This window comes from Pseudomonas sp. HMSC057H01 (assembly GCF_001836405.1).
Taxonomy (GTDB): Bacteria; Pseudomonadota; Gammaproteobacteria; order Pseudomonadales; family Pseudomonadaceae; genus Pseudomonas; species Pseudomonas aeruginosa.
Genome location: NZ_KV828522.1, coordinates 27,098 through 27,384, shown reverse-complemented (window position 1 = coordinate 27,384; position 287 = coordinate 27,098). Strand labels below are relative to the sequence as shown.

Genomic DNA, 287 nt, shown 5'->3' with positions numbered 1-287 from the left:
CCGTGGTGCTGGCCGGGCCGCTGGTGTTGCCGGCAGCGTCCTGGGCCACCGCATTGACAACCGTGCCATTGGACAGCGGCGTGCCGGGCGTGAAGCTCCAGTTGCCGCTGCCATCGGCGGTGACCTGGCCGATCGGGTTGCCGTTGCCGTCGGTGAGGATCACCGTGGCCCCGGCTTCCGCCGTACCGCTGATGACGACTCCGTTGCTCGGATCAATCACCGGCGCCGGCGGGGCGATGGCATCGACGGTGACGCTGGCCGGACCGCTGGTGTTGCCGGCCGGGTCC

The 287-nt window shown here is 71.1% G+C and carries 1 protein-coding gene; it reads right to left on the bottom strand.

Translation table 11 applies throughout. The features are described 5' to 3' along the window. Positions 1 to 287, bottom strand: a 287-nt coding sequence (locus HMPREF2581_RS33710; RefSeq protein ID WP_256565221.1) for an Ig-like domain-containing protein, incomplete at both ends; no start/stop codon positions are given.